The following is a 1,411-nucleotide window of genomic DNA, read 5'->3' as shown; positions in this document are numbered from 1 at the left end:
GCGCGGACGGCACCGCGAACGCGACGACGGCGGCGTCGCAGTGAGGACAGGACACGACCGACGATAGGCACCGCTCGAAGATAAAAACGGTTGTCTGCGGCGGGCGGGAAACGCCACGAACGGACTCCGGAGCGGGAACGAACCCGACGAGAGCGGATATCGCAGAGAGAGAACGGCCGACGCGCGGGCGTCGTCAGTCAGCGGGTTCGGGGTCTTCGGTCTCCGCGGCCGCCGCCTCCGCGGCCGCCTCGGCCGCTTCGGCGGCCTCCTCTTCCTCCTTTTTGTCCTTGATCTTCTTCATGCGGAAGATCTCCTCGCGCTCCTGCTCTTCAAGCTTCTGCTCGATGTACTCCTGGTTCTCGTACAGAGTCGGGAGCAGCGTGAACTCCAAGGCGTTCACGCGGCGCTTCGTGGTCTCGATCTCCGTGAGCATCTTCTTCATCGCCGTCTCGACCTCGGCGGCGAGGATGATCGATTCGAGCAGCTGCTCGTAGGCGTCCGCCGCCTCGTCGATCCGCGCCGAGGAGCCGAGCAGGCCGTACCCCCGCTCGTCGAGGCTCTTCTGGACCTTCGAGGACTCGATCTGCGGGACCACGACGCCCATGATGTTCTTCGACTGGGTCGTGATCTCCGGGTGTTCTTTCAGCGCCGCGGCCGCGCCGCGGACGGCGACATCGCCCTCCATCGCCCGGGCCATGTCGATCTTGCGCTGGGCCGTCTCGTAGTTCTCGGAGACCTCCGACCGGACGTCCTGCGCCTGGTCGAGGATGTCCATGAACTCCATGATGAGTCCGTCGCGCTTCTGTTCGAGCGTGTCGTGACCGCGTTCGGAGAGCTCGATGCGGTCCTCGATCGCCATCAGGTTCTTGCGCGTCGGTTTGACGTCCTTGGCCATCTTGTGGGTAGGTTCCGCCCAGAGGCGGTTAATTCTTTTCAGACGCGGCGTGTCGCGGGGCGGACCGGCGTCCGCACGGCGACGGAGCCGTCGACTGGGGCCGAGACGAAAAACGGAGAACGGGACGGGTCGCGTGCCTCTGACAGCGGCGAGCGATCGCTCCCGACGACCGAGGTCGGGACGGCGACCCCCGTTCCAGGTCCGGTGGGGCTGACGGCGGGGACGCGACCCGTCGGGACCCGTGGCGATCCGTCGTGCCGATCGGTCGTCCGGTCCACTCCGGTTCGGTCCGGTGCCGCTCGTCGCAGTTCGTGCGGCTCCCTCCGCCTACGTCCGTCGCCAGCCGGCGTATCCGAGGAGCCCGGCGACGAGGAGCGCCAGCGTTGGCACCAGCGGGGTCGGCAGCGAGCCGTCGGTGACGCCTCCGGCCTCCGTGGGCGCGAGTGTGGCTGAGAACCCGGACAGGTCCGCGCCGGGCCTCCACTCGGCGGTCGCGGCGCTGCCCTCCGCCGTTGA

1 protein-coding gene and 1 pseudogene are annotated in these 1,411 nt (G+C 68.0%); both read right to left on the bottom strand.

Going from position 1 to position 1,411, the window contains the following annotated elements:
• Positions 1-193: 193 nt before the first annotated feature.
• Positions 194-895, bottom strand: a complete 702-nt coding sequence (locus tag BN903_RS12295; RefSeq protein WP_048078000.1) for a V-type ATP synthase subunit D — start codon at positions 893-895, stop codon at positions 194-196.
• A 327-nt stretch (positions 896-1,222) separates the two neighbouring features.
• Positions 1,223-1,411 (bottom strand): annotated as a pseudogene (locus tag BN903_RS18145) (hypothetical protein); the annotation flags it as partial.

The sequence above is a fragment of the Halorubrum sp. AJ67 genome, from assembly GCF_000513435.1.
The sequence above is the reverse complement of the archived record's forward strand: the minus strand, read 5'-3'. Positions and strand labels throughout refer to the sequence as shown.

Bases quoted from the DNA above. Each gene is read 5' to 3' on its own strand.
- BN903_RS12295 (WP_048078000.1), bottom strand. From the start codon at position 895: ATGGCCAAGGACGTCAAACCGACGCGCAAGAACCTGATGGCGATCGAG.